Source organism: Flagellimonas allohymeniacidonis, from assembly GCF_004296335.1.
In the GTDB taxonomy this organism is placed as follows: domain Bacteria; phylum Bacteroidota; class Bacteroidia; order Flavobacteriales; family Flavobacteriaceae; genus Flagellimonas; species Flagellimonas allohymeniacidonis.
In genome coordinates this window covers 1,721,158-1,745,604 of sequence record NZ_SGIU01000001.1, presented here as the reverse complement: position 1 = coordinate 1,745,604, position 24,447 = coordinate 1,721,158, and the positions used below count along the sequence as shown (strand labels likewise).

24 protein-coding genes are annotated in these 24,447 nt (G+C 41.2%); 11 read left to right on the top strand and 13 right to left on the bottom strand.

Annotated elements, in window-relative coordinates; genetic code table 11:
- From EW142_RS08090 to EW142_RS08075, 4 genes are all read right to left on the bottom strand, one after another.
- A complete protein-coding gene (locus tag EW142_RS08090) occupies positions 1-846 on the bottom strand; it encodes a universal stress protein (RefSeq protein ID WP_130612217.1) in 846 nt (281 codons plus the stop codon).
- Positions 847-930: 84 nt separating this feature from the next.
- Positions 931-1,800, bottom strand: coding sequence for a universal stress protein (locus EW142_RS08085; RefSeq protein ID WP_130612215.1), 870 nt, complete (start codon positions 1,798-1,800; stop codon positions 931-933).
- A 61-nt stretch (positions 1,801-1,861) separates the two neighbouring features.
- Positions 1,862-2,911, bottom strand: coding sequence for a response regulator (locus EW142_RS08080; protein ID WP_130612212.1), 1,050 nt, complete (start codon positions 2,909-2,911; stop codon positions 1,862-1,864).
- On the bottom strand, positions 2,908-4,806 hold the full coding sequence (locus EW142_RS08075) for a PAS domain-containing sensor histidine kinase (protein WP_313790908.1): 1,899 nt from the start codon (positions 4,804-4,806) through the stop codon (positions 2,908-2,910). The genes EW142_RS08080 and EW142_RS08075 overlap by 4 nt, the downstream gene beginning before the upstream one ends.
- A gap of 269 nt (positions 4,807-5,075) precedes the next feature.
- Here EW142_RS08075 and EW142_RS08070 point away from each other — a divergent pair, with 269 nt between their 5' ends.
- Entirely contained in the window at positions 5,076-5,477 is a 402-nt protein-coding gene (locus EW142_RS08070) for a hypothetical protein (protein ID WP_130612206.1), read from the top strand.
- A 104-nt stretch (positions 5,478-5,581) separates the two neighbouring features.
- Here EW142_RS08070 and EW142_RS08065 read toward each other — a convergent pair whose 3' ends face one another.
- From EW142_RS08065 to gldJ, 4 genes are all read right to left on the bottom strand, one after another.
- Positions 5,582-5,881: an HPF/RaiA family ribosome-associated protein gene (locus EW142_RS08065; protein WP_130612203.1), complete on the bottom strand. Its 300-nt coding sequence runs from the start codon at positions 5,879-5,881 to the stop codon at positions 5,582-5,584.
- 101 nt (positions 5,882-5,982) lie between these two features.
- Positions 5,983-6,357 carry a thiol-disulfide oxidoreductase DCC family protein gene (locus tag EW142_RS08060; protein WP_130612201.1) on the bottom strand — a complete coding sequence of 125 codons (375 nt, stop codon included), beginning with the start codon at positions 6,355-6,357 and terminating at the stop codon, positions 5,983-5,985.
- Between the two features lie 107 nt (positions 6,358-6,464).
- Entirely contained in the window at positions 6,465-7,739 is a 1,275-nt protein-coding gene (locus EW142_RS08055; RefSeq protein ID WP_130612198.1) for a UDP-N-acetylmuramoyl-tripeptide--D-alanyl-D-alanine ligase, read from the bottom strand.
- Between the two features lie 63 nt (positions 7,740-7,802).
- Entirely contained in the window at positions 7,803-9,461 is a 1,659-nt protein-coding gene (gldJ, locus tag EW142_RS08050; protein ID WP_130612195.1) for a gliding motility lipoprotein GldJ, read from the bottom strand.
- A gap of 383 nt (positions 9,462-9,844) precedes the next feature.
- Here gldJ and porV point away from each other — a divergent pair, with 383 nt between their 5' ends.
- The 9 genes from porV to EW142_RS08005 all read left to right on the top strand — a co-directional run bounded on the left by porV (position 9,845) and on the right by EW142_RS08005 (position 19,264).
- Complete coding sequence (gene porV / locus EW142_RS08045) at positions 9,845-10,987, top strand: type IX secretion system outer membrane channel protein PorV (RefSeq protein ID WP_130612192.1); 1,143 nt, start codon at positions 9,845-9,847, stop codon at positions 10,985-10,987.
- 72 nt (positions 10,988-11,059) lie between these two features.
- The gene (cdd, locus tag EW142_RS08040) at positions 11,060-11,551 is read left to right on the top strand and encodes a cytidine deaminase (protein ID WP_130612189.1); all 492 of its coding nucleotides are present in this window, start codon (positions 11,060-11,062) and stop codon (positions 11,549-11,551) included.
- An 83-nt stretch (positions 11,552-11,634) separates the two neighbouring features.
- Positions 11,635-12,633: a pyruvate dehydrogenase (acetyl-transferring) E1 component subunit alpha gene (gene pdhA, locus EW142_RS08035; protein ID WP_130612186.1), complete on the top strand. Its 999-nt coding sequence runs from the start codon at positions 11,635-11,637 to the stop codon at positions 12,631-12,633.
- Positions 12,634-12,637: 4 nt separating this feature from the next.
- A complete protein-coding gene (locus EW142_RS08030) occupies positions 12,638-14,272 on the top strand; it encodes a pyruvate dehydrogenase complex dihydrolipoamide acetyltransferase (protein WP_130612183.1) in 1,635 nt (544 codons plus the stop codon).
- Positions 14,273-14,353: 81 nt separating this feature from the next.
- Positions 14,354-15,382, top strand: coding sequence for a M28 family metallopeptidase (locus EW142_RS08025; protein ID WP_130612180.1), 1,029 nt, complete (start codon positions 14,354-14,356; stop codon positions 15,380-15,382).
- A 31-nt stretch (positions 15,383-15,413) separates the two neighbouring features.
- Positions 15,414-16,091: an SDR family NAD(P)-dependent oxidoreductase gene (locus tag EW142_RS08020; RefSeq protein WP_130612177.1), complete on the top strand. Its 678-nt coding sequence runs from the start codon at positions 15,414-15,416 to the stop codon at positions 16,089-16,091.
- 22 nt (positions 16,092-16,113) lie between these two features.
- On the top strand, positions 16,114-16,716 hold the full coding sequence (locus EW142_RS08015; protein WP_130612174.1) for a SprT-like domain-containing protein: 603 nt from the start codon (positions 16,114-16,116) through the stop codon (positions 16,714-16,716).
- An 8-nt stretch (positions 16,717-16,724) separates the two neighbouring features.
- On the top strand, positions 16,725-17,804 hold the full coding sequence (locus tag EW142_RS08010) for a mannose-1-phosphate guanylyltransferase (protein ID WP_130612171.1): 1,080 nt from the start codon (positions 16,725-16,727) through the stop codon (positions 17,802-17,804).
- A gap of 2 nt (positions 17,805-17,806) precedes the next feature.
- Complete coding sequence (locus tag EW142_RS08005; protein WP_130612168.1) at positions 17,807-19,264, top strand: DUF389 domain-containing protein; 1,458 nt, start codon at positions 17,807-17,809, stop codon at positions 19,262-19,264.
- On the opposite strand, the gene EW142_RS08000 is transcribed toward EW142_RS08005, so the two are convergent.
- Complete coding sequence (locus tag EW142_RS08000) at positions 19,265-20,032, bottom strand: ABC transporter ATP-binding protein (protein ID WP_130612166.1); 768 nt, start codon at positions 20,030-20,032, stop codon at positions 19,265-19,267.
- Complete coding sequence (locus EW142_RS07995; protein WP_130612163.1) at positions 20,032-20,769, bottom strand: MlaE family ABC transporter permease; 738 nt, start codon at positions 20,767-20,769, stop codon at positions 20,032-20,034. The genes EW142_RS08000 and EW142_RS07995 overlap by 1 nt, the downstream gene beginning before the upstream one ends.
- A gap of 118 nt (positions 20,770-20,887) precedes the next feature.
- On the opposite strand from EW142_RS07995, the gene pafA reads away from it, so the two are divergent.
- Positions 20,888-22,558 (top strand): alkaline phosphatase PafA, encoded by a 1,671-nt coding sequence (gene pafA / locus EW142_RS07990; RefSeq protein ID WP_130612160.1) that lies wholly within the window; start codon positions 20,888-20,890, stop codon positions 22,556-22,558.
- Positions 22,559-22,569: 11 nt separating this feature from the next.
- Here the strand turns inward: pafA and EW142_RS07985 are convergent, their stop codons facing one another.
- From EW142_RS07985 to EW142_RS07975, 3 genes are all read right to left on the bottom strand, one after another.
- Positions 22,570-23,004 carry a hypothetical protein gene (locus EW142_RS07985; RefSeq protein ID WP_130612157.1) on the bottom strand — a complete coding sequence of 145 codons (435 nt, stop codon included), beginning with the start codon at positions 23,002-23,004 and terminating at the stop codon, positions 22,570-22,572.
- Positions 23,005-23,160: 156 nt separating this feature from the next.
- A complete protein-coding gene (locus tag EW142_RS07980; protein ID WP_130612155.1) occupies positions 23,161-23,565 on the bottom strand; it encodes a hypothetical protein in 405 nt (134 codons plus the stop codon).
- A gap of 1 nt (position 23,566) precedes the next feature.
- A complete protein-coding gene (locus EW142_RS07975; RefSeq protein WP_130612152.1) occupies positions 23,567-24,424 on the bottom strand; it encodes a hypothetical protein in 858 nt (285 codons plus the stop codon).
- Positions 24,425-24,447 lie beyond the last annotated feature (23 nt).

Here is a 24,447-nt window from a genome sequence, read left to right as displayed (position 1 = left end):
TTACCTATAAACATTTTGCATCACCAAAAGGGGGATGTCGGTTCTCAACCCCATTTTATCGACAGTGGTTCTAAACAACATATTCTCCAAAAAGGAATTGCGCGAGTTGATAATCACAATCATGTCCACCTCATTGTTCGCTCGATATTTGGCGATTCCATCCAGCACGTTAACATCGTCCTCCTGTCCAAAGGAGAGATAGGCTCTTGATAAGGATTTCTCCAAGAAAAGCTTATTGTCGCTTTGTCGATGGGAAAGGGTATCAAACTTTGTAAAATAGATGCAGTGTATCTTCGATTTGAAGAACCCTGCCATATCATCCAGAAGCTTTAATTCCCTTCTTTTAAAGGGAAGTTGATAATCCGTCGGGAAGAGAATATTTTTGGGTTCATGGTAGACGTACCCTTCCGGAATGGCCAATACGGGGCATTTCACATATTTGAAAACCTGTACGGTATTGCTCCCAACCGAAACATTTTTGCTACCGGTGGCTCCTTGGGTTCCCATTATCACCAAATCGATGTTCTCATGTTCTACCAAATCGTTGATGGCATCCACCAAGGCATCAAAAACCGCTACTACCTCATAGTGGTGTCTCGGATTGGGCAGCGGATCCGTTATCCTTTCAACGGTCTTTTCTAGGGCGGCAGTGGTTTGGTCATGCAACGCTTTCCCAATACTGTCCATTTCGGATTTTGATTTGGACTTTCCAAGTTCATAAGCTTGATCTGCATAGGCATGCAGAAAATAAAAATGGGTACGCTCACATCGGTACAGATTAAGAGCATAATCGACAGCATGATCGGCGTTTTTAGAGAAATCTGTGGGTATTAAAACCTTCTTCATTACTTTCCACTTTGAATGGTTTTAAAAGTATCGGAAGAATCGAAATTACACCATGATATTGGTCATTCTTGGGAGTAAGGTAACCTACTCATGAATGATGAACATAGGCACAGTGGTATGAAAACTTATGCGTTCTACACGGGAATCAAAAAATAACTGCTGAAGGAAGTTCAGGTTTCTGGCAATGATGGCTATCATATCAATTTTCTCCTCTTTTACAAAATCCTGAATGGCATTGATCATCTTTTTATTGCGAACCACCTGATAGCTATTTCGTCCGGGGTGGACTTCATCGAGGTAATCCAAAAGAAAGGCCTTGGTGTTGGTTTGGTCCTCAGTAAAGTTTTCCTCACCCTTGCCATTGGCAAAGTGGACAACACCGAGATTACTTTTGTTCAAATCAAGTATTTCCGATAGGCTTTTAAGGATTCTGGGGGTATAGAAAATATTGAAATCTGTTGGAAACGTAATGTTTTTAAGAGAATAGAACTTGGCCATTTCGGGAACAACCAAGGTATTACAACGAATTCGTGTAATTATGGCCCCTGCATTGCTTCCAATAACCTTGTTTTTTAATGTGCCAGTACCTCGGGTGCCCATAGTAATAAGGTCGATGTTCTTTTCGGACAACTGTTTTTTTACGGAGTCTATTAAACTTCCATGCTCTATTTGTGAAAAAAAACGATGTTTTTTGTTCCTAAGATGATGACTTGCCTTAGTCAAAAAAGCGGTCATCAATACTTTTTTATCGACTTTTTCTGCTTTTTGGAAACTTTTGGGTATGGAGAATAATCGTGCAGCATCGATTTCCATTTCACGCAAATCTGCAACATGAAGGACATAAAAATCACACCGCACTTGTTTGAAAAGCTCAGCGGCATAGCACAATGCATTCCATGAATTCTCGGAGAAATCCACTGGAACCAAGATATTCTTAATCGGATAATTCAACACGGGGTTAAAAATAGCCCCGGTGGATTTATTGAATTATGACGAAAATCATAAAACTGAAAAGTTAATGTACAAATTGAAGTTGTTCTAGTTGCAGAATCCGAATGTTCCTACCTTCAATATCAATAAGTCCTTCTTTTTTGAATCCGGATAAGGTGCGAATAAGACTTTCAGTAGCAATTCCAGCCACACTGGCCAGGTCACTTCTCGATATTTTAATGGGCTCCTCAATTTTCTTATCGAGAATTTCAGCAAATTGTAAGAGGGTTTGAGCCGTTTTTTTCCGGACAGAGCTATAGGCCATTTGCAAAAGCTGTTCCTTGATGTCTGTTATATTACCTGATAACAGCTCCATCAGTTCCAGGGAAACGGTATGGTTTTTTTGTAGAATATTTTTTAAATCCGTTTTGGAAATGGCCGCAAGTTCGGTGGGTTCCACGGCAGTGGCCGATTCTTGATAGGGGATGTTTTCCATAAAGGAAGAAAACCCTAAAAAATTGTCGGCAGGATGTAGTTCAGTTATGAGCTCTTTACCATCCTCATCCATTTTATGACACTTAACGACCCCTTTTAAAACCAGATAAATTTTATTGGAATGCGCTCCTTCTAGATAAATGATTTTGCCTTTATCGAATTGCAATACTTCCCCATTATCATCAAAAAAGTTCTTTAACTCATTAAGGGTTCGCATTTCCTGATTTTCCCCGTTACCGGTTGGTGTGCCCTCAGACATTTGTTTCAGGATTTCGGCTTTGGCCAATCTGCTTTCAATGGCGCTGAGCAAGTCTTCCTCCTCAAAAGGTTTGGTCAAATAATCGTCTGCCCCAAGGTCCATTCCTTTTCGAATTTCCTTGTGTTCTGTTTTTGCGGAGAGAAAAATAAAGGGGATGTATTTGGTGGATTCATCTGAAGAAAGAGCCTCTAATACGCCATAGCCATCCACTTCGGGCATCATAATGTCACAAACAACAATATCGGGTTGTTTTTCCTTGGCCAGTTGAATGCCAATCTTACCATTGGAAGCGGAATAAACCAGATAATCGCTCAACTCCAGCAATTCAGCGGTGTTTTCCCGTAAGGCCAAATCATCCTCAATCAACAATATGGTTTTCATGTATTGACTTTTTCTTCAACAATTATGGGGATTTCAATAGTAAAGGTACTGCCTTTGTTTTCCTCGCTCTCGAATGTGATGTTGCCCCCAAGATTTTCAAGATGCTGTTTCGCTATGTTAAGCCCGATTCCCGTGCCTTGGTTAAGCAGTGCATTGTTTGCTCTAAAATACCGATTAAAAATGAACTTTTGCTCCTCTTTGGGGATACCAATGCCTTGATCTATCACTTTTAATTGAAGTGCATAGCCGGTTTCTTTTACCTGAATATCTATCTTGGTATTTTCTGGCGAATATTTAATCGCATTATGGATGAGGTTTGAAAGCACCAATTCAAATATTTTCTCATCGAACGTAATCATGACATCATCTATATTTTCGGGATAATTGATGGTCTGCCCTGTCTTCAGTAACAAATTGGCGTCGTAAATGACTTGGTTGATTATTTTGCTCAGCGGAAATTCTACTAGATTATATTTTACTTTTCCAGTCTCCAATCTTTCGATGGACAGAAAATCGTTCAGAATATTGTCCAAATACTTCACTTTATTCCGGATTGTGGAAATATGCTTGTCCCTTTTTGGCTGTTGTTCCTCTTGGGTGTACTTGGTTAGCAGGGTGGTCGAGGTAAGAATACTGCTCAATGGGGTTTTAAATTCATGGGATACTAGGGAAAGAAAACGCGTTTTAAGTTCATTGAGTTCCTTTTCTTTTTCCAATGCTTGGCGAAGTTGTTTTGTTCGTTCCTCAACTGTCCGTTCCAGCCGCTCTGTATAGTTCTTCCGGTCTGTGATATCGAGAATAATGGAAATAATTACACTTTTGTTCCCAATACTTGAAATTTGAAAGTGGACCTCTATAGGGTATGTTGAGCCATCTTTCCGCAAATGGATGGTTTCAAACTGTACTTTACCCCTGTCCTTACTGTATAATGGGGCTATCAGCTTTTTGAAAGAAGCTTTGTTGTACTCCGGTTTTAAATCCAAAGGCGTAAGTTGCTGTAGTTCTTGTAGGGAATACCCCAGATTGTTCTGTGCACCTTGGTTGGCGCTAATGAATCGAAGGGTCTTGGCATCCAGAACGTATATTTCATTGAGCGACTCTTCAAAAATTTTATTCCAATGGTTACGCTCCTCTTCGGCCTCAATTCGCTCAGTAATATCGTTTTGGATGCCTATGAAGTGGGTAACACTATTGTTGGAATCCTTTAAGGGGGTAATGGACAGTTTATTCCACCAAAGTGTCCCATCTTTGCGATAGTTTCGAATCTCGACTTCACAGCTTTCCCCATTTTTGACTGCATTTCGCAGTTCTTCTATACTTTTTTGATTACGATCTTCTCCTTGTAAGAATCTTAGATTGCGATTCAATATTTCCTCTCTGGCATAACCCGTAAGTTCCTCAAAAGCTGAGTTTACATAAACAACCGGATTGTCCTCTTGCTGGGCGTCGGTTATGATGATTCCATTAATTGCCGAACTGAGTGCCTTGCTCTTAAGCTTGAGATCTTCTTCGATGGCTTTTCTAGAGGATACATCCATGACCAGGGCCATGATATAGGTGCTACCGGATAATGGGAACGGATTGAGACCGGCTTCAATGGGAAATTCCTCACCGTTTTTTCGCGCACCGTAGAGCTCTCGTCCCTCTGCCATTTTTCGCTTTCCACTTTTAGCAAGAAAATCTTTGAAATGACCACCATGGGCATGATGGTATTTTGAAGGAATCAAAATATTCAAGGATTGCCCAACCAACTCTTCCTTGGCGTAGCCGAACATTTGATCGGTCGCCGAATTGGTGGCAACAATCTGCTGTTTGTTGTTCACCACAATGATACCTTCCGATACACCTTCCGCCAAAAGACGGAACATATCGCTATTCTCTCTAAAAACCTGTATTTTTTTGTCGATGCCGAATCCAAATTAAAGACTCCCAAAAAGGTTGTCCAAGGTTATTTTTGTGATGATTCAAGAAATGAAAAACCAAAGACTTGTTTCAAATTGCTATTCTCAAAACATTAGCCTTAAAAATACGAAGCACCAACATTCTACGGAAGCAATTTCATTATGAAAATCTTATTTCCTAGTATCCAAAGTTGATAAATGTCATGTGATGCGGGATGCTTCTCATTTATTTTTGAAATATAGATACATAAAATACGGTACGGATGGTACAATCACAGATTATTGGAAACGAGTTTTATCAGAGTTTGGGCAAGCTGTTTTATTCCATTGCCTGTGCTGATAAAAGTGTCCATGCGAAGGAATTGGACAAGCTTAAGAGCTTTATTCGAAAGTACTGGCTCGATGTGGATGAAATGGTGGACGAATATGGGGAAGATGCCGCTTTTCAAATTGAGACCGTCTTCGATTGGCTTTTGGAGTATGAGAAAGATGCTAAATCAAGCTATGAAGACTTTGAGGCGTTTTATAAAGCACACGAAGACAAGTTCAATTCATATATAAAGGTTTTGATTCTGGATACGGCCAATGCCATTGCCAATGCAGCCTATGGTAAGAATAAGGCTGAATTGATCGCTTTGGCAAGATTGCAGATGCTTATGGTTTAGAAAGTAACAACCACCTAGAAATCTTCCTTGGCAATAATGCCAAGGGGAAATAAAAATAGGGGCAATTGCCCCTATTTCTTTTTGTAATATCTATGCTTATTTCATCAATACGTCTTAAACTGTTCTTGACGCTTTTGCAATTGGCGGTCAAGGTCATGAACGGTCTCCACCAAGGCCTTTTCAAAATCATCCATTACGGACTTTGCAAAGATTCTGGGTCCAGGTGCGCTGAGTTCTATTTCACAGATTTTATCCCTTCCTGTTTTGTCATTGCTGAGCTTGAAGAGCACGTTGGCCTTTATGATCCACTCATATTTTTTGGCCAACTTATCCAATTTTCGGATTAAGATGGTATTTAAAGATTCACTCTCTTGCATTTTCTGATATTGGATATCAATCGTCATCTGATATTATTTTAAAGATTTACTCAAATGTAACTTTACATTCAATGCTCGAAAATGACGTTTGTCATAAGATTTATCTAAAAAAAGAAGGGGAAGAAGTTTTATGAAAAATTCACAGAGCAAATTCTGGATTTGCCAAACCATTGCACACGATTTTTCGCTGCCAATTTGTAAATACCATCCCTTAAAAATTGGGGCACCCAAAGAAGAGGTTTGGAAATGGAATTCCATTTAGGGATTTGAGATAGTATTCTCAAGAAACCCTCAGAGTGGGTGAAAACCTTTTCGTTGGCAAGAAGGATAACGGTCTCCAATTGGTTTAATGGAAAACCATGGACCTGAAGGATTTGCTGTCCGTAAGGGGACTGAAAGGGAACAAATTGAAAAGTTTCCTGCGGTGCGGACTTTAATAACCAGTGAACCACCCCATTGCAAAGATTGCATTCTCCATCAAAAATGATAATGTTTCGTTCCATCTCTTTATTGATTTGTTATGCAATGGGTCGAAGGAACGTCCGGATAATTTCAAGTTATGGGTTGGAAACCAGCAAGTTTTTGAAAAATTTAAGATTCCGTTATTGATTCAAAGCAAATCCAAGGTGCGCTCGAGAGCCATGCCACGTGAGCCCTTAATCAGGATATTGCCTGTTGTTATCGGATTACTTTCCAAGTAGATTTTGAAATCATCAAAAGTTTTAAAACGCATAAACCCACTTTGGGTGCCATAGAAATTTTCTCCCACCAAAAAAACCCGTTCGAACCCTTTAGAGGCTAACAGGTCAGCAATACTTTGATGTTCCATGGCCGCTGATTCGCCCAATTCGAACATATCCCCCAAAACAAGAATAGGACTGGGCCACTCCATGTTTTTGAAGTTTTCCACCGCAGCACGCATACTGGTCGGATTTGCGTTATAAGCATCCAATACTACCTTAATCCCATTTTTATCGATTATTTGAGATCGATTATTGTCAGGTACATAGGATTCAAGGGCTGTTTTTAAGTCTTCCACGGGGACATTGAAGTATTTGCCTATCAAAACAGCAACACAACAATTGGAAAAGTTATAGTCACCAACCAGCTGGGTGTTAGCCCTGGTTCCTTCGAATTCCAAGGAAACAAAAGGTTTGGCACCTAAAAATTTAATAGTGTAATACTCGTGCTTTTCGGTACTGTAGCCTATTTTCTTTACATAGGATTCCAATTTTTGAAGCTGAATAGGATCATCGGCATTCATAAAAATGTGCTCATCATGGGCCATAAGGTGGTCATAAAGCTCGCTTTTCCCCTTAATGACCCCTTCAACACCACCAAAACCTTCTAAATGGGCTTTTCCAAAGTTGGTGATGTATCCAAAATCGGGTTGTGCAATGGAACTCAAAAATGCAATTTCCTTCTGGTGGTTGGCACCCATCTCCACAACAGCTATTTCGGTATCTTCTTTGATTGATAATAGGGTCAAGGGGACACCGATATGATTGTTCAGATTGCCTTGGGTGGCTATGGTATTATATTTTTTTGAAAGCACGGCATAAATGAGCTCTTTGGTAGTCGTTTTCCCGTTACTTCCCGTTAAGGCGATGATTTTTGCATTGCAATAGTTCCTGTGGAATGTGGAAAGCTTTTGAAGGCTTTCTAGAACATCCTCCACGAGAATGTGCTGTTTGGAAGTCTTGTATTTCTTCTCATCCACTACAGCGTAGGCGGCTCCCTTTTTTAGGGCTTCCGAAGCAAACTCATTTCCATTAAAGTTGGGTCCTTTTAAAGCAAAAAACAGGCAATCTGGAGTGATTTTCCTTGTATCTGTACTAACTGTGGGATGCTCGAGAAAAAGTTGATGAAGCTGTTCTAAATTCATGCCCCGAAGATAAAAAAAAGCCCCGACGGAATGTCGGGGCCAGAAATACTCTTTTGTAGTGTATTATCGCGCTTTTTTATGGCGGATAGTCTTGTTCTTGGTCTTCGATTTAGAGCCAACTCTTGACATGGCGCATCGGAAACCGATATCGTCCGTGGCCATATACTGTGGCATATACCTTCTTTGTGCAGGATCTAACCAGAACGCACGGTCTCTCCATGATCCTCCTTTATATACACGAACCTCGTCATTGATCAATGAAGTTCTGTAATTGGAAGTATCATATTGACGGACCAGCTTTCCTGTAGAATCTCTTTCAACTTTGTGCTTAGGAGAATCATACATTTTGCGATTGTCGGCCTCATCACTGAAACGTTCAAAGAATCTTGATGAACCTGGATCGCCATCACGGTATCCTCTATTATCACTCGAATCGAAATTTGTTCTCAAATAGGTATCTTCTTCTTCAACAGGAACCATTTCAATCTCACCTGGAAGGTTCACTGCCACAATTTTACCATTGGGTAAGGTGTCATATTTTATTTGATCTCCAAGTACTTTAACCTTTCCATCTTCACCGATAGCCTTTTTCATAAAGATATTACCTCGATAGTAGTTAAAGTCACTGATTTCATCATCCACAATGGGACGATAAACGTCAGCTACCCATTCAGAAACATTCCCGGCCATATCATAAAGACCAAAATCGTTGGGCTTGTATGACTTTACTTCAGCAGTGATGTCAGCTCCATCATCGGACCAACCTGCAATTCCGCCGTAATCACCTTTACCTTGCTTAAAGTTGGCCAATTGGTCACCACGCCCTACACGTTGTCCGTTTCGGGTGTAATCACCTTCCCATGGATATTTTTTTCTACCTCTATAGTTGTTGTACTCACGGGAACCAATTAAGGCCTGAGCCGCATATTCCCATTCAGTCTCAGTGGGCAGTCTGTATTCTGGCATAATAACACCGCTGCTTCTTTTGGCAAAAGTGTTAATGGAATCCTTTTTTTGTTTTCCTTGTAAAGAATCTATTTGTCCGGAGTACACTGATTCAGGGTTGTTCAAATAGGCCTCGGTACTAAAAGTACCACCTATTTCACCATTCAAAACTTTATATTTCGCATCTTTTGCCAAGTACCCTTCACGTTCCAACATGACCTCGTTTACCCTATCGGTTCTCCATTCTGCGTACTGTGATGCTTGTACCCAATTCACTCCAACCACCGGATACTCTGCATAAGCGGGGTGTCTCAAATAGTTATTGGTCATGGTTTCGTTAAAGCCCAGTCTGTTTCTCCATACCAAAGTATCGGGAAGGGCTCCTTTATAAATATTCGCATAATTCGGATTTTCGGGAGGATATACCGACTTTAAATAATCCAAATACTCGAGGTACATTACGTTGGTAACTTCCGTTTCGTCCATATAAAAGGACTGAACGTGTTGCTGTGTAGGTGTGTTGTTCCAATCGTGCATGATATCATCCTGCACTTTACCTTTGGTAAAGGTTCCACCTTCTATAAATACGGTTCCAGGAGGGGTTTCTTGTTCCTTAAAATCGGAATTGTATTGAAAACCGCCTTCTTTTGCATTGATTTTCCATCCAGTGGCTCTAGAAACATTTTTTGAAGAGGAGGATTTTGAGTTTTTACAGCTCGATATTCCTCCGAGAACAACGGCGCAAGAAAGTACAACTTTGATAAGATGTTTTTTCATAATTTGGGCTTGAGTACTTTTAAATTCAGGGTTTTACCCCCATTGCAACTTCAATTTGATTTTGATTTTCCAATCCTAATAACGAAATATTGACCATTATATTTTGTAACATTACAAGAATAACGACCAATATAAATGTCCGTCTGTGTAGTGTTAACGCACGCATATGGAAAATAGTATGGAGAGTACTGGATTTAACGATTCAGGATGTTTTGCATTTCCAGTTTGATATATCGAGATTCTATTTTCTTAAAAATCATCTTAAAAAAAATGGGTTGTTTCACAAGAATTTAAGGAAAAGCTCGTTTTGTTCTAATATGTTCATGCATATTATAAGGTTAAGGGTGTTTTAGCCCCAACATTTTTAACGCTAAAAACAAAAAATGAAAAAGTTACTAGTAGTGGCGGTTTTGCTAGCAGTCGCCCACCTAAGTGCACAACAAGAGAGAGCCATTACAACCGCTGTACCGTTCCTAACAATAGCATCCGATGCCCGGGCAGCCGGTATGGGTGATATGGGAGTGGCGACCACTTTTGATGTATTCTCCCAGCAATGGAACCCCGCTAAATATGCCTTTGCTACCCAAAAAACAGGAGTCGGAGTCAGTTATACGCCCTATTTGGAAAGCATTGTAAACGATGTTTCCCTCTTAAACGCAAGTTTCTACAATAAAGTCAATGATCGAAGTGCCTTTGCCTTTAGCCTTCGATATTTTGGACTTGGGGAAATCGAACTCCGGCAAACCATAGACGAGGACGCGACATTGGTGAAACCTAACGAATTTGCAGTGGATGGATCATATTCCCTCAAATTGAGTGAAACCTTTTCCATGGCCGTTGGTGCTAGATTCATTAGCTCGAACCTAAGATTCCAAGACGCTACCCAAGATTCCCAAGCGGCCAATTCATTTGCCGTGGATGTGGCGGGTTTTTTCCGTTCCAGGGAAATTGCCTACAACAGTTTTGATGGTCGTTGGAGAGCTGGATTCAATATTTCCAATTTGGGAGGTAAAATTCAATACGATGAGGGAGGTCAAGAGAATTTCTTGCCAACAAACTTAAAGTTCGGGGGTGGATTTGATTTCATTTTTGACCAAGACAACGTGTTGGGCCTTCATGCCGAGTTCAATAAATTATTGGTACCGACGCCAAGAGATTTTACTGGAGACGGATTGATCACCGCCGAGGACAATGACGAATACCAACAAATCGGATTTTTGAGCGGCGCTTTTGAGTCGTTTGGTGATGCACCTGACGGTTTCAGCGAGGAACTAAAGGAAATCACGTGGGCCTTAGGGGCGGAATACCGTTTTCAAGAAGCTTTTATGCTTCGCGGGGGATACTTTAATGAAAGTGAGGAAAAAGGTGCAAGACAGTTCTTTACTTTAGGTGCAGGATTTCAATTTAAATCTGCACAAATCGACCTGTCCTATCTTTTCTCAACCTCCCAGGTTCGAAATCCTTTAGAAAATACCCTACGTTTCTCGCTTACTTTCAACTTTGGAGAAGAATACTTCAACGATTAAAGAACACGATACATATAAAGAAAAACCTGTCCATCGACAGGTTTTCTTATTTTTGGGAAGTATCCTACCTCGATGAGAAAAAAACAAGTCGGCTTTGAATTGGTCATTTATGATCATGTAGATGAATTATCTTCCTCTGACAAGCAATTACTGGAAACTGCCATCTCTGCCCGCAAAGATGCCTACGCGCCTTACTCAAATTTTCAAGTTGGAGCAGCACTGCTTCTGGAAAATGGGGAAGTGGTCATCGGAAATAATCAAGAAAATGCCTCCTATCCTTCTGGACTATGCGCCGAGCGTGTTGCGGTTTTTCAAGCCGGGGCAAGGTTCCCAGGCGTACGCATTATTTCAATAGCCATAAGCGCTGCGTCAAAAAACCATGTGGTTGACGTTCCTGCCGCTCCCTGTGGCAACTGTAGGCAGTCCATTATGGAGTACGAACAACGTCAAGAATCGCCCATTGCCATATTGCTTCAAGCGGAAAAAGGGCCTATTTTTAAATGTTCCTCAATGGCCGATATTTTGCCTTTGGCTTTTGGCAATTCATTTTTAGGGGATTCTTAAAAAACAATTCTTTTTACAAAACAGATATATATGTATTTTTGCTTTTCTCTTGAACCGGAGAAAATCAATTAATTCGACCGTTAATGAAAAAAATCACCAAAGAAGTTTACTTAAAATGGTATGAGGACATGTTGTTCTGGAGAAAGTTCGAGGACAAATTGGCCGCTGTATATATTCAACAAAAAGTTAGAGGTTTTCTCCATTTATATAATGGTCAAGAAGCTGTTTTGGCAGGTTCGTTGCACGCCATGGACCTTTCGAAAGATCGTATGATCACAGCATATCGAAACCATGTTCAACCCATTGGTATGGGCGTTGATCCCCGTAAGGTAATGGCGGAACTCTTCGGGAAGGTCACAGGTACCTCAAAAGGTATGGGTGGTTCCATGCACATCTTCTCCAAAGAACATCGTTTTTATGGAGGACATGGTATTGTTGGAGGACAGATTCCTTTAGGTGCAGGTCTTGCATTTGCAGACAAATATTTTAAACGGGATGCAGTGACTCTTTGCTACATGGGTGACGGTGCGGTAAGACAAGGTTCGTTACACGAAGCTTTCAACCTGGCCATGTTGTGGCAGCTTCCTGTGGTTTTTATATGTGAGAATAACGGTTATGCTATGGGGACTTCCGTAGCAAGAACATCTTACTCCACAGAAATATGGAAACTGGGACTGGGATATGAAATGCCCTGTACCGATGTGGATGGGATGGATCCAGCGATTGTGGCCAAGGAAGTTGATAAAGCGGTTGAAAGGGCAAGAACAGGTGGTGGGCCCACATTCCTGGAAATGAAAACCTATCGTTACCGAGGACATTCAATGTCTGATGCGCAGCACTACCGAACCAAGGAAGAGGTGGAAGAATACAAAAAAATAGACCCAATCACCCAAGTCAAAGATGTGATCTTGGAAAAAGGGTATGCCACGGAAGAGGAAATCAAGGTGATGGACAAAAGGGTGAAGGATTTAGTTTCTGAATGTGAGAAGTTCGCGGAAGAATCCGATTTCCCTCCTGTGCAGCAATTATATGACATGGTTTACGAACAAGAAGACTATCCATTTTTACAACATAAACTATAGGTAAATGGCAGAAGTAATCAACATGCCTCGACTGAGCGACACCATGGAAGAAGGTACCGTGGCAAAATGGCTCAAAAAGGTGGGAGATAAAATTGAGGAAGGAGATATTCTTGCTGAAATTGAAACCGATAAGGCGACTATGGAGTTTGAGTCCTTCCATGAAGGAACACTTCTTCATATCGGTATACAGGAAGGTGAAGGAGCACCGGTAGATTCTCTTCTAGCCATTATCGGAAATGAAGGGGAAGATATTTCGGCTTTATTAAATGGAGGAGGAAATGCTCCCGAAGTTGTCGAGGAGCCCGCGAAGACCGAGGAGGTTGCTGCTGCTCCCGTAGCTGCTCCAACCGAAAAAGCTGAGATTCCGGAAGGTGTTGAAATCATCACCATGCCCCGGCTTAGTGATACTATGGAGGAAGGTACCGTGGCGAGTTGGTTGAAGAAAGTCGGAGATACTATTGAAGAAGGGGATATTCTTGCTGAAATCGAAACAGATAAAGCAACCATGGAGTTTGAATCCTTTTACTCCGGTACACTTTTGCATATAGGAATTCAAGAAGGAGAATCAGCCCCCGTGGATGATGTACTTGCTGTGATAGGTCCTGCGGGTACAGATGTTAGTGCTGTGCTCAGTGCATCAACCAAAAGTGATGCCGCAGAAAGTGCACCTGTGGCCACTCAAGAAAGTTCTAAGACAGAAGAGGTTCAGGCCGTTGAGGCTGAAGTTAGTCAGAACGGACAGAGAATATTCGCTTCTCCACTTGCGAAAAAAATAGCCAGTGACAAAGGAATCAATTTGGCCGACGTCCAAGGTTCCGGAGACCATGGGAGAATTGTAAAACGAGATGTTGAAAACTATCAGCCGACACAAAAAGTAGCTGAACCCACTAAAGTTAGTGAGTCTTCTGCTCCATCCGAGGCTACTCTAATGGCACCAATCACATTACCAGTTGGTGAAGAAAGCATGGAGGAAGTGAAAAATTCCACCATGCGAAAGGTGATTGCCAAACGATTGGGAGAATCCAAGTTTTCGGCACCCCATTATTATTTAACCATTGAGGTGGATATGGATAACGCCAAGGCTTCCCGTGCTCAAATCAATAGTTTGCCAGATACTAAAGTATCGTTCAACGATATGGTTTTGAAAGCCTGTGCCATGGCATTGAAAAAGCATCCTCAGGTAAATACTACTTGGAACGGTGATTCTACGATTTATAAACACCATGTGCATATGGGCGTTGCGGTTGCCGTTGATGAAGGACTTGTAGTGCCCGTATTAAAATTTACTGATCAATTAAGTCTCACGCAAATAGGAGCGGCGGTAAAAGACCTTGCAGGAAGAGCAAGAACCAAAAAAATAAAACCGGACGAGATGGAAGGTAGCACTTTTACGGTCTCGAATTTGGGGATGTTTGGAATTTTGGAGTTTACTTCGATTATCAACCAGCCCAATTCGGCCATTCTTTCCGTAGGGGCCATTGTGGAAAAACCCGTAGTGAAAAATGGCGAAATTGTGCCAGGAAGTACTATGAAGGTCACCTTGGCCTGCGATCACAGAACGGTTGACGGAGCAACGGGAGCACAGTTTCTTCAAACGCTAAGGGCTTACTTGGAGAATCCTGTGACTATGCTGGCATAAGCTTCATCTTTGGTAAAACATGAAACTAAGCATCCTTTTAAGGATGCTTTTTTTATCTTTAAAAACTTCAATACATACTATATGAGAAAACTTCTTTTCACGCTGGGAACTTTGCTATTGTTTAGCTGTGGTTCCTCTAGATTGGTAACTCAAAACACACCTCCGCCACCTTCTGGACCTGATGGGGTAAAGATTCAGGTGGGTGAGGTTTCCAGCATCAATGAGGCACCCTTGGAAACTCTTTTTTTTACAAGTGAATCCCGTATTGGAGAAATGATGAATTTTCTAGCATCCGATGATTTAAAAGGGCGTGATTCCGGGAGCGAAGGCATTGAAATGGCCGCCAAGTACGCCGAAAATTATTTTAGATCCTACGGTTTGGCTCCTTATTATGAATCCTTTCGTGATACTTTGGCCAACTATAAAAAAACGTCATACAACATCGTGGGAATGGTTGAGGGCTCAGACCCAGACCTAAAAAACGAGTATATTTTAATAGGTGCCCACTATGATCATATAGGGATAATCAAGGCTGAAAATGGTGATGCTATAGCCAATGGGGCTAACGACAATGCTTCCGGTACTTCAACAGTATTGGAATTGGCACGCTATTTCGGAACCAAAAAAACCAACAGGCGAAGCTTAATTTTTGCGCTTTTCAGCGCGGAAGAAAAAGGACTTTTGGGCTCCAAGCATATGGCCAGAAACATGAAGGAAAATAACCTGAACCTTTATGCGATGTTGAATTTTGAGATGACGGGCGTGCCACTTAAAGGAAGAGATTATTTGATTTATATCACAGGGTATGAGAAATCAAATTTGGCAGAAGTGAGCAACAAATATGCCGACGAAAATCTCGTTGGGTTTTTGCGAACCGCCAAAGACTACAACCTTTTCCAACGATCTGACAATTATCCTTTTCATACGGAATTTGGAGTGCCTTCCCATACTTTCTGCACTTTTGATTTTACCAATTTTGACTACTATCACAGAGTTGGGGATGAATCGGATATTATGGATTTTGATCACATGGCCAATGTGGTGAACAAGTTGATTCCAGTGCTGGAAGGTATTGCCAATTCACCAGAAAAAGAGGTTAAGGTTAACTAATAAAGTTCAAAAATCAAGAACCGGATTCTCCATGGCAAATGTTATCATAACGGGTACAAGTAGGGGTATAGGTTTTGAATTGGTAAAGCGATTCGCAGAAGAAGGGCACCAGGTTTTAGCCCTATCACGGAATGAAAAACCAATCGAAGCCTTGAATTTGCCAAACGTGACTACTTTTTCTTTTGATTTGGGAAATCCACAGGACTTTACCAAGGTAGAAGAGGCCATTTCATCTTGGAAATCGGTTGACGTTTTGATAAACAATGCAGGAAGGTTGTTAAACAAGCCTTTTTTGGAGACTACAGCCAAAGAATTTGAAGCCGTTTACAAAGTCAATGTTTTTGGTGTGGCAGAGATGACCAAAACCGTTTTGCCCATGATGGGTAAGGAAGGTCATGTGGTCACCATCAGTTCAATGGGAGGGGTTCAGGGCAGTGTTAAGTTTCCTGGTTTGTCGGCCTATAGTTCCAGTAAAGGTGCTGTTATCACCATGACCGAGCTCTGGGCCGAGGAATTCAAGGAAACAGGTCCTAGTTTTAATGTCTTGGCCCTAGGGGCAGTACAGACTGAAATGCTGGCCGAGGCGTTCCCTGGTTATCAAGCTCCCGTAACCGCTGTTCAAATGGCGACTTACATAAAGGACTTTGCTTTGAACGGGCATCAATTGTACAACGGAAAACTGCTTCAAGTGAGCAATAGCACACCTTGAACAAAAGCTTAACTTTGTATAAGTGAATTCCACTTTACAAAAATATCTCCCAGAAAGAGCAGCGCAACCTTGTTTTGAACTGATTCAAGAGTTTGGCGTCCACCTAAAAATTGTAAACCATAGGGTAACACGGCATGGGGATTATCGAAAAATGCCTAATGGAGGTCATCAAATCACAGTTAATGCATCCCTAAACCAATACCGTTTTCTGATTACATTGATTCATGAGATTGCCCATTTAGTGGCCTTTGAACGCTACGGACGACGTATAAAACCCCATGGTATTGAATGGAAGCGTACTTTTCAACACCTTATGATTCCGTTTATTAGGCCTGAAATTTTTCCATCGCAACTGTTGCCCATTTTGGCCAATCATTTCAAAAATCCAAAGGCTAGCAGCAGTACCGATGCCAGATTATCCATAGCTTTAAAAACCTTTGACCCGAAACAAGAAGAAGGAAAATCTTATGTTTTTGAGCTTCCAGCGGGCAGTACTTTTCGATTGTACAATGGTAAACTATTTCAAAAAGGAAAAAAAAGAATAAAACGCTACGAATGTATCGAATTGGCTACAGGCAAGGTATATTTGTTTCAGCCTAACGCAGAAGTGGAACTCATAAAATAAGGATGGGAATGAATAAAAACTATTACGCCGTATTAATGGCTGGGGGTGTGGGATCTCGATTTTGGCCGGTGAGCACCTCTTCTTACCCTAAACAGTTCCATGATATGTTGGGCTCAGGAAAAACCCTGATTCAAAAAACCTTCGACCGACTCAACAAGTTTATACCTTCAGAGAATATTCTCATTCTTACCAACGAGCGCTATAATGATTTGGTTCTTGAGCAATTGCCCTTGGTGAAACAAAATCAGGTTGTTTTGGAACCTGCAATGCGCAACACCTCCCCATGTATTTTATATGCCTCACTGAAGATTCAAAAAATGAATCCCAATGCGGTGATTGTAGTGGCTCCAAGTGACCATTGGATTGAAGATGAGCAGGCCTTTGAACAGGATGTAAAAGCTTGTTTTGACAAATGTACCAGCGAGTCGGTGCTTTGTACTCTTGGCATTCGCCCTACATTTCCCAATACCGGCTTTGGTTATATAGAGTACGAGAAAGAAAGTGACGCCCAACTCAAAAAGGTGTCCCAATTTAGGGAGAAACCCGATTACGAAACAGCAAGGGAGTTCTTGGAGCAAGGCAATTTTCTTTGGAATGCCGGTATTTTTATGTGGAGCGTGGAGACTATCGTAAATGCATTCAAAACATACCAGCCAAGTCAATATGAGTTGTTCGAGCAAGGAATCGCTTGTTATAATACTTCGGATGAGGCCACTTTCATACAAGAAAATTATGCAAAGGCAGAGAACATCTCCATTGATTATGCTATCTTGGAACAATCCCAATCCATTTTTACCCTACCCGCCACTTTTGACTGGAACGACCTAGGAACCTGGGGCGCCCTATATGAAAAGTTGGATAAAGATGACAACAAAAATGCTGTTGTGAACAGTAGAATCCTTTTGAATAATGCAAAAGGCAATATGATTCGAACAGCAAAAGACAAAATCGTTGTGGTTGATGGGTTGGAAGATTATATTATTGTGGATAAGGAAGAAGTACTTCTGATTTATCCAAAGTCCAAACAGCAGGATATTAAAAAAGTGTTGGGTGAGGTAAAAGAGCAGTTTGGGGAGCAATACACCTAAATATGAGTGAAAATTTGTTCGCGGAAGACCCCAAGCCGAATCAGGATAGTGGGGATGATGTAAAAAGAGATTTTAAGGGGCTGCTGGGCAGCGTTCGGAGATTTTTATCCGAACTCTTGGAAATCCGAAGCAATACGGATGCTACGGCGACCAAGGAATCCATCATCGCCGATATTCCTTTTAAGGGGCACACTTCTTGGATTTTGGTCTGTTCCATTTTTATAGCCTCCGTTGGTCTTAATGCCAATTCTACTGCTGTAGTTATTGGAGCCATGTTAATATCCCCTTTGATGGGTCCTATTTTAGGAATGGGCATGTCTCTGGCCATTAACGACATTGACACGCTAAGAAGGTCGCTGAAGAATTTTGCAGTGATGGTCGTGCTGAGTGTGGTAACGGCTTTTTTGTTTTTCTATCTGTTTCCTCTACGGGATGAATCTTCCGAACTTTTAGCTCGCACCAAGCCGGATATCCGCGATGTTTTAATTGCCTTTTTCGGAGGACTCGCCTTGGTGATCGCCCGAGCAAAAAAGGGAACCATTGCCAGTGTCATATTTGGAGTTGCCATTGCCACTGCACTTATGCCACCCTTATGTACAGTAGGTTTTGGCTTGGCGATAGGTAAGCCTTGGTATGCCGCCGGGGCCATGTATTTGTTTACTATCAACACTATTTTTATTGGACTCGCTACTTTTTTGGTTATCAAATTCCTTCGATTTCCCATGGTCCGCTATGCAAATTCGCAGCGGAGAAGATTTATCGCCAGGGTAGCTTCGATTACCGGTATTCTGGTGATGATTCCTGCAGGAATTACCTTTTACAACGTATTTCAAGAATCCCTTTTTAAGAAACAGGCCCAAGAATTCCTGAAAGAAACTATTGAAGTATATCAGTTCACTTCTTCAGGAAGGTATGTGGACAACCTGACAAAGATTGAGTTCGTTGAAGGTGGTACCCCGTTAATAGAATTGGTGTGCATGGGGGACGAGTTGATTCCTGAAAACGTGATCAATACGTGGCGGGTGCAAAAAAACGAGTTCTCGAGATTGAAGGATGCTGAGTTTAGGATACTGCAAGGTGGCAGGGACGATTCTGAGGAGAAATTTAACTATGTGAGTGAGCTTTACGAAAAGAATAAGGCCGAACTACTAAACAAAGACGAACAAATACGGCTGTTGGAGCAGACTGTGGCCGACCTTACCAAAAGCGCCTCAAAACAGATTCCCTTTCAAAATATTAGCGCAGAGCTACGGGCCAACTATCAAAATGTGACCGGTGTTGGTTTTTCGTATCAAATGCTTACCGATTTCAAAAAACTAGACACGCTTCCGGTATTTGAATTAAAGTGGAAAGATGGGGTTCGACAAAATGAAAAGAATTCCGACCTACAGAAAATTACTAAATGGTTGAAGGTTCGTTTGCAAGACTCCACGGTAGTTGTGAAAGAGGTGATCCCTTAATCAGTTACGCTCCTCAATGTACATTTGACGTACTTTTTTGAAAAGCTCCGAGGAATAAACAAAATTGGTCACCGCCTCATTGTCAGTTTTGAAAATTTCCTTGTTGGTACCTTCCCATTCTTTGAACCCATTTTTAAGGAAAATGATTTTTTCGCCAATCTCCATAACAGAGTTCATGTCGTGGGTATTGATCACCGTGGTAATGTTGTACTCTTTGGTGATTTCTTGTATCAGGTTATCGATAAGGATTGCCGTTTTCGGATCTAATCCTGAATTGGGTTCATCACAGAACAAATATTTTGGATTCATGACAATGGCCCGTGCTATGGCCACTCTTTTTTTCATACCTCCGGAGATTTCCGAAGGGAACTTCTGATGGGCATCTACCAAGTTTACCCGCTCCAAAACAAAATCGACCCTGTCTTTCATTTCAGCCTTGGTCTGTTTGGTAAACATCTCCAAAGGGAACATCACGTTGCCCTCAACTGTCATGGAGTCGAACAGTGCACTACCTTGAAAGACCATTCCCATTTCTTGACGAAGGTCTCGACGCTGATTGATAGTGAGCTCAGAATATACCTGTCCGTTGTAGGTAATGGTGCCTTGTTCGGGTTCAAAAAGACCCAAAAGGCACTTTAAAAAAACCGTCTTCCCCGAACCACTTTGCCCAATGACCAAATTGGTCTTTCCCTGTTCAAATTGGGTGGTTATTCCCTTGAGCACATGGGCATCTCCAAAAGATTTATGTACGTTTTCTACCTGAATCATTAGCCCAAGAGGAGTTGAGTGAGAATATAGTTCAATATTATTATGACCACACTGGTCCATACGAAGGAAGTGGTACTTGCCTTTCCAACTTCAAGGGCACCACCTTTCATATAAAAACCATGAAAAGAGGGGATAGTCGCAATAACAAAGGCAAAAACCACCGTTTTGATAAAAGCATAGGTAACATGAAACGGAATGAAATCGAGCTGAAGCCCCTTAACGAATTCCCCACTGGGAGCATAACCTCCAAAAGCTCCTGCAATCCATCCGCCCAAAATGCCAATGTACATGGCAATTGCAACCGCAAATGGGTACATCAGCATGGCAATTATCTTTGGAAAAACAAGATAATTCAATGAATTCACCCCCATCACCTCAAGGGCATCAATCTGTTCGGTAACCTTCATCGTCCCAATGCTCGAAGTGATATAGGAGCCTACCTTACCGGCCATGATAATAGAGGTGAAGGTTGGCGCAAATTCCAAAATCACCGATTGACGTGTTGCAAACCCTATCAAACTTTTGGGAATAAGGGGGCTGTTCAAATTCAATGCTGTTTGAATGGTGACCACTCCGCCGATAAAGAAGGAAATGAAAATGATAATACCTAGAGATCCGAAAATAAGTTCATCGATTTCCTTAAATATCAACGACCTCATGATTGGCCATTTGGTGGGTTTCTTAAATACTTCCCAAACCATAATGAAGTATTTCCCAATCGCTTCAAGGTAATTCATGCGCTAAAAATAGACTTCCAGCGATAAAAGTAAGAATATTGCTTTGTATTTAACCTTCAATTAAATTATTAAATGCCAATATTGAATAGCTTTGTGAAATATAGACTAAACATATCCGATGAGTAAGACTACCCTTTTAGCACTACTGGTTTCTGTCCTTGTTTTTTTTTCAGCCTTGGGCCAACGCAACAAGAAGAAATTGGAGGTCCAGCCACCCGTGGAAATTACCCAAAACCCCAAACTGGTCGTTGGTATTGTTGTGGACCAAATGCGTTACGATTACCTCACACGATTTTGGAACCACTATGGAGAAGGAGGATTTAAGCGTATGGTACGAGAAGGATTTAACTGCAAGAACCATCATTTTAATTATGCGCCCACCAGTACAGGACCAGGGCACGCCTCAGTGTATACGGGTACCACTCCGGCCACCCATGGGATTATCGGAAACAGTTGGTATGACAAAGTGCAGGATAAGGAGGTCTATTGCGCTGGGGATGATTCCTATGCTTCTATTGGTACAACTTCGGATGTAGGTAAGATGTCCCCACATCGAATGCTTAGTACGACCATCACTGACCAGTTGCGCCTGCATACACAAAAGCGAGCCAAGGTTATCGCTGTGGCCCTTAAGGATAGAGGAGCCGTTCTCCCTGGAGGGCATATGGCCAATGCCGCCTATTGGTTTGAAGGAGATAATGTTGGGAAATGGGTGAGTAGTAGTTATTATATGCAACAACTTCCTAACTGGGTTATTGATTTCAATGCGTCCAACAAAATAAAAGATTACAAAAAAGCCTGGAACACTTTGAAGGATATCAGTCTTTATGTGGAAAGCGGGACGGACAACAATACCTATGAAACTCCTTTTGAGGATGAGGCAAGTCCAGTTTTTCCTCATGCCACACCTAACCTTTTAAGCAAAGAGAAAGATTTTGAAATATTGAAATACACGCCATATGGCAATAGCATTACCGCCGACTTTGCTCTAGAAGCTCTGGATAAAGAAGGTTTGGGAACTGACAACATCACAGATTTTTTGGCAATTAGTTTCTCCAGCACCGATTACATTGGGCATAAGTACGGTGTGAATTCCAAGGAGATTCAGGACACGTATCTACGCCTTGATTTGGACCTAGAACGTATTTTGGTCACTTTGGACCAAAAAGTAGGGGTAGGTCAGTATACGGTGTTTTTGACGGCAGACCATGGCGCAATCAATGTTCCCGCTTATTTGAAGGATGAAAAAATTCCAGCAGGGTATATGGACATGGATGGCATGAAAACCAAGTTTACTGAGTTTTTGAAATACCGTTATGGCACTACGGATATTGTAAAAAACATATCAAACTATCAGATTTTTTTGGACCATAAGGTCATCGCAAATCTTGACATTGATTTGGATGATGCCCAAGAGGAAATTGCCATGGAATTGTTGAGGTATGAAAACATTGGCCACGTATTTACCGGATATCAAATGTGGCAAAACAATTATAAAAAAGGTATCCCATACATCCTACAAAAAGGATACAACCAAAAACGTTCGGGGGATGTTCTGTTTGTCGCAAGACCAGGATTTGCTACGTACCGATCTACAGGTTCGACCCATGGCACACCAATGATCTATGATACCCATGTGCCACTGTTGTTCTTTGGAAAGGGCATCAAAAAGGGCAGTACAGCGGACCGAACGGAAATTCCTGATATTGCTCCCACTATTTCAACATTGCTGGGAATCGCCTTTCCCAATGGAACTACAGGAGAGCCGATAGGAGAGGTTTTGGAATAGTTTTTTCCTTTCTAATCAGGTAACTCAAAAGCATTCTCAATAAGTTCTGGGGTTAGTATATATTCATACGTTCGGGTGTCGATTTCTTTAAAAACGGTGTAGTTTGATATAGTGAAGAGTCCTCTGTCTTCAACAAAACATAACCCTATTGATTCGGAACCTAAACCAAAGCAACGATATCCTTTATTAGAGTCGGGAATACGAATCTCAAGTTCACCTGAACAAAGCCCCCCCACATAACCGGGATTGGCAATTGTTTCACATTGGAATGAGTTACCGTTGGAAATCAATTCTATTCTACCAAAATCACTGATAATTTGTAAAGCAATTCCAGTCTCATTTTTTAAAATGTAAGTATAGGTGACTGTTTCCTCGGAGGTATCTTCAATTATGCCACAAGCCATGGGCATAATGGAAAGTATCGAGACAATAATATACTTTTTCATCTAACATCTCTTATCTGCAATTATCAAACATATAGACTCCGAACAGCTCGTCTACAAATACTTCGGTTGAGCAGAAGTGTACGATTTTTAAGCTTTCTTATAACCATTGAGTCATACGGGAAGTTTGACCTTTGAGCCTTTAGGCAGTGGTTTTGGTTATTCGCAATCATTGCTGCAGTCCATTGCTTTGGAAAAATCTTTATTTGTTATATGGTACTCCCGATTATCCCCATATATTATTTCAAGATTGATGTTTTCTCCGGCATAGGCAGTGTAAATGGCAACTTTTGCCCTATTAAATATAACCCTAACGGAATCTACTCCGTACCCTGAATAAAAGGCCCTACTTTGAGTGTCACTAAAACCAATACGTTGTTTTTGGATATGTTGTGAAAAGGGGGGCAAATTGATTTTATCTACTAGTATATTTTCATCTCTTGCAAATGCCCTTAGAGAGACAATTTTATCGGTGTCATTGTAAAGGGTGAAGTAAATATCTTCAGTAGTTTCTGAGCAACAAATAAAAAGGACGGGGATTGCGGTAAAAAAGATTCTCTTCATATTATTGGCATCTATCGTACATATATTCGTTAAAGAGCGCATCAACCAAGTGTTCGGTGGAGTTGTTATATAAACTCTTTAGTCTTTCCTTCCAATCGTGTGAACTTCTACTAGTTTTTAAGGCTCTTTGGATTTGATTCAATGTATAACCATGTACACGGTCGTCGGGTCTATTTTTGTTTGAACTACCGTTTATTGTTCTTTGGTTAAAGCTATCGCTCAGATCTGCTACTATAGGTGTATATTCACTAATAGATGGATATTGTAAAGCTTGAAATCTGGAATTATAAAAATTGCCTACTGAAGGAGATGTAGTGCTTGGTGATGCTTTATAGTTATTACTGAGTTGTTGGAATCTATCATTTGTAACAACCGTCTCTACTCCCTCAGCCCAGCTTTCAGATATTGTACGCATTTTACAACGATTTTTTAAAGTTAAAAAACGAACATTAAGAAAGAAATACCTATCCATTCGGTAATGACTGGCGTGCGCCATTTCATGTGCTACAATGCCATAGATTTTATCACTGCCTTCATATTTTCCTTGGGATAAACGACCTACTTGTATTTCAGACTTCCACCCTAACAAAGGAACCCAAGCAAAACCCCCATTGATATTTAAGTCATTATGTCTTGAGTCAGCTAGTTCACCATAGTATCGTGCACTTATCCGCAACCAACTTTGGTTGGGATGGTGAATACCAAACTTGCGTACAGCCCTATCGTAAAAATCGTAGGCGGCATTATGCACCAAAGCATAGAACTTGCTTCTACCATATGAGAAATGTTGCTTCCATGCCTTTCTCTTGTACCTTCGGGTGCCTCGGTGCTTGGCTCGGATAAAGATGGAGCCTGCCATAATTCGAAATCTTCTGGTACTGT